Source organism: Burkholderia sp. Ac-20345 (assembly GCF_017104825.1).
Taxonomy (GTDB): domain Bacteria; phylum Pseudomonadota; class Gammaproteobacteria; order Burkholderiales; family Burkholderiaceae; genus Burkholderia; species Burkholderia lata_B.
The window spans coordinates 1-3,513 of the sequence record NZ_JAAGPO010000403.1 but is presented as its reverse complement, the minus strand read 5'-3'; the positions used below and the strand labels follow the sequence as shown (position 1 = coordinate 3,513).

Below are 3,513 nucleotides of genomic sequence, written 5' to 3'. Positions count from 1 at the left end.
TCATCGCGGCCCACGCCCAGACCGGCACCGTGCCGGAGCCGCGATGCGGGAGCGCGCTGGCGGCACGCCCGGTCAGCGCGCCGCCGAGGTGCGGCGGCAGCGAACGCTTCGTCGCGGCCACCAGCGCCGCCGGACGCAGGAACACATGCTGGCGCCGCGGTGCGGCCGAGCGCGCGCGATTCGGTGCGAGACCGTGCTTCGCCTGGACAACCGCGCAGAATTCACGGAAGAAATCGTCGGTCCATTCGCGCAGCGTATTTTCGATCTGCCGCCCCGGCAGTTCGGTGAGCGGGCCGCTCGCCGTCGCCCAGACCACGTACTCGATGCGCGTGGCGTTCGCGTCGTCGTCCGGCATCAGCACGAGTTCGACCTGGCCGCGCAGTGCGCCGAGCCCGTCGGCCCGCGCCTTGAAGTTGAGCACGCGGCGCGGCTGCCCTTCCGCGTCGCCCTGCTCGGCGGCCACATGCGCACGCACGTCGTAGCGGGCGCGCAGCGGGCCGAGCGGCACCGTGATCGTCAGCGCGAACTCGCCGTCCGCGAGCTTCACGAAGGATTCGCAATGGTCGAAGCTCGCGCGCAGCAACGCAAGATCCTCGAACGCCTCCCGCACGACAGGCGGCGCGAGCGGTACGCGTAATGTGTCGTTCAGTTCCATGACGCCTCCCCGATGAACACGCGCCGCATCAGGACGTCTCGACGAGACTGTCGATCCGTGCGGCGTCGAAGGCGACGTAGTGCGCAAGCGCCAACGCAGCCGCCTTCGGTTCCTCGTAACTCCATGCGGCGTTCTCGATCACGCCGTCTTCCGTCTGCAAGTCGAAGTGCACGGCCTCGCCCCTGAACGGGCAAGCGGACGTGACGCCCGATTTCACGAGCCGGCGCATGTTGACGTCGCCGCGCGGCAGGTAGTGGGTGTCCGGCAGGCCCGTTTCGCGCACGGTCAGCGCGCCGTGCGAATCGGCGTACGTGATGCCGCGATGGATCACGCGCACGCGATGGCGGTTCGGCACGATTTCGAGACGAGGGTCGGCTGCGTCGGACATCGTTTCTCCTTGGGGCGGCCCGGCCAGACCGGACTCAGGAAACGAAAAAGCCACGGCACGGGTGCCGTGGCTTTCATTATGGGCGAAACCGCAGCCGAATGCGCGACCCCGGCCGGGGCCGCGCGCGGCGCGCTACTGCGCGCTCCACTGGAATGCGGTTTTCGCGCCGCCCTTCGCGCCGACCGTGACGGCGCGGGATTCCTCGTTGCCCTGGTACGACGCGTACACCGTATAGCGGCCCGGCGGCACCTTCACGAGCATGTACGGCCCGCGCGCGTCGGTCTTCAGCACTTCGGCGCCCTTGCCGTCGACGATCCGCACATGGACGTCGGCCAGGAACTCGCCGCCCTTGCCGGTGAACCGCAGCGCCAGCGGCCAACTCGGCTCGTTGCGCTGGAACGCCGTCGATTCGTCCTGCCCGACGCCGCCGGACACGAAGGTGACGTCGCCCTGCTGGCGCGCGGCGGGCAAGCCGTCCGACTGCGCGTACGCGCCGGTCGCTCCGGCTGCGAGGCCGGCGGCCAGCGCCGCGGCGACGGCAAATCGGGACACGTTGCGTAGATATTGCATGGCTCTCTCCTTGGGGTCGGAACACATACAGGGCGCGGCGTCACGCGTTCGAACGGCGGCGGCGCCCGCCGCGGCCGGCCTGGCCGGCCGTCGGCCGTGGCCGGTCAGCTCAGGTCGACCGGCACGAAGATCTGTGCATTATCGCGCTGGATCAGCAGAGCAAGACTGTTGCCCGCGCCCTTGACCGCGTCGCGCAACTGCTCGGGGCTCGTGACCGGGCGGCCGTTGACCGCGAGGATCACGTCGCCGGGCTGGATGCCCGCGTTGGCGGCCGGTCCGCCGGCCTGCTGCACGATCAGGCCGTGCGACACGTTGTCGGCACTGCGCTCCTGCGGCGACAGCGGACGCACCGCGACACCCAGGCGCCCTTGCTCGACCGGGCCGCCGTCGTTCGACGCGAGCTTCGCGTCGGCCATCGCGCCGAGCGTCACGCTGATCGACTTCTTCGACTTGTCGCGCCAGATCTGCAGGTCGGCCTTCGAACCCGGCTTCAGGTTCGCGATCTGCGCGGGCAGCGACGTCGAATCGGCAACCGGCGAGCCGTTGACCGACAGGATCACGTCACCCGGCTGCAGGCCGGCCTTAGCGGCCGGGCCGTTCGGGTCGACCGAGCTGACGAGCGCGCCGTCCGGCTTCTGCAGTCCGAACGAGCTCGCGAGCGTCTGGTTCAGCCCCTGCACGGCGACGCCGAGACGGCCGCGGCTCACGTGGCCCGTCTTCACGAGCTCGTCCTTCACCTTGATCGCCTCGTTGATCGGGATCGCGAACGACAGGCCCTGGAAGCCGCCCGTCTGCGAGTAGATCATCGAGTTGATGCCGATCACCTCGCCCTGCAGGTTGAACAGCGGGCCGCCCGAGTTGCCGGGGTTCACCGGCACGTCGGTCTGGATGAACGGCGTGTAGTTCTCGTCTGGCAGCGCGCGCGACTTCGCGCTGATGATGCCCGACGTGACCGTGTTGTCGAAGCCGTACGGCGAACCGATCGCGACGACCCACTGGCCGACCTTGCTCTGCGCCGGATCGCCGATCTTCACGGTCGGCAGGCCGCTCGCGTCGATCTTCAGCACCGCGACGTCGGACTGCTTGTCCGCGCCGACGACCTTCGCCCGGTATTCGCGCTTGTCGGTCAGCTTGACCGTGACGACGTTCGCGCCGTCGATCACGTGCGCGTTGGTCAGGATGTACCCGTCGGAGCTGATGACGAACCCGGAACCGAGGCTCGCGCTCGGCTGGTCGTCCGGCTGCGCGTCACCGCCCATGCCCGGCACCTGGCCGTAGAAGTGCTTGAAGAACTGGTAGAACGGGTCGCTCGGATCGATCGGCAGTTGCGGCTGCGGCACGCGCCGCGACACCTGCTTCACGACGTGCTTCGCGCTGATGTTCACGACCGCGGGGCCGTAGGTCTCGACGAGCCCCGAGAAATCGGGGATGCCGGTCTTGGCGGCGGCTTCGGCCGGCATCAGCGCGGCAGCCTGCGCGGGCGTAATGATCTGCGGATCGGCGCGGCGGGTGCCGGCGACATAACCGGCGGACAGGGCGGCCGCCACGGCGACCGCGACGGCGCCGCGCGCAAGGAATCGGGTGTTCATCGTAGGACCTCCTCTTTGTTAGGACGCAGCGTAACGACCCTGACTTAAAGGAGGCTTAATCAGCCTTAAGCGGGGCTTAAGCGGCCGCCGGCGCCGTTCTTCACACGGATTCGGACGGTTGCGGCGCCTCGGCCGGCATCTCGGCGTCGCGGAACACGACGCTGACGAGCAGGCCGCCCGCGGCCGCGTCGCCGAGCGACACCGTCGCGCCCTGCTGCGCGGCCACGCGCTTGACGATCGCGAGCCCAGATCGGAAGAGCGTCGGGTAGGGAAATAGTGTTGACTATCTTGTCACACTCTGTGGTCGTCGT

Annotated in this window: 4 protein-coding genes and 1 pseudogene; all 5 read right to left on the bottom strand. The window is 69.1% G+C overall.

Going from position 1 to position 3,513, the window contains the following annotated elements:
* On the bottom strand, nucleotides 1-655 hold a 655-nt coding region (locus tag G3O06_RS47320), incomplete at its 3' end, for an SRPBCC domain-containing protein (RefSeq protein ID WP_205820194.1).
* A gap of 28 nt (nucleotides 656-683) precedes the next feature.
* Nucleotides 684-1,043 carry a DUF427 domain-containing protein gene (locus G3O06_RS47315; protein ID WP_089473479.1) on the bottom strand — a complete coding sequence of 120 codons (360 nt, stop codon included), beginning with the start codon at nucleotides 1,041-1,043 and terminating at the stop codon, nucleotides 684-686.
* 132 nt (nucleotides 1,044-1,175) lie between these two features.
* On the bottom strand, nucleotides 1,176-1,613 hold the full coding sequence (locus G3O06_RS47310) for a carboxypeptidase-like regulatory domain-containing protein (protein ID WP_174915324.1): 438 nt from the start codon (nucleotides 1,611-1,613) through the stop codon (nucleotides 1,176-1,178).
* A gap of 104 nt (nucleotides 1,614-1,717) precedes the next feature.
* On the bottom strand, nucleotides 1,718-3,202 hold the full coding sequence (locus G3O06_RS47305) for a DegQ family serine endoprotease (protein ID WP_174986015.1): 1,485 nt from the start codon (nucleotides 3,200-3,202) through the stop codon (nucleotides 1,718-1,720).
* Between the two features lie 100 nt (nucleotides 3,203-3,302).
* Nucleotides 3,303-3,449 (bottom strand): annotated as a pseudogene (locus G3O06_RS47300) (two-component sensor histidine kinase); the annotation flags it as partial.
* Nucleotides 3,450-3,513: the final 64 nt, after the last annotated feature.

Bases quoted from the DNA above. Each gene is read 5' to 3' on its own strand.
- G3O06_RS47310 (WP_174915324.1), bottom strand. From the start codon at position 1,613: ATGCAATATCTACGCAACGTGTCCCGATTTGCCGTCGCCGCGGCGCTG.
- G3O06_RS47315 (WP_089473479.1), bottom strand. From the start codon at position 1,043: ATGTCCGACGCAGCCGACCCTCGTCTCGAAATCGTGCCGAACCGCCAT.
- G3O06_RS47305 (WP_174986015.1), bottom strand. From the start codon at position 3,202: ATGAACACCCGATTCCTTGCGCGCGGCGCCGTCGCGGTCGCCGTGGCG.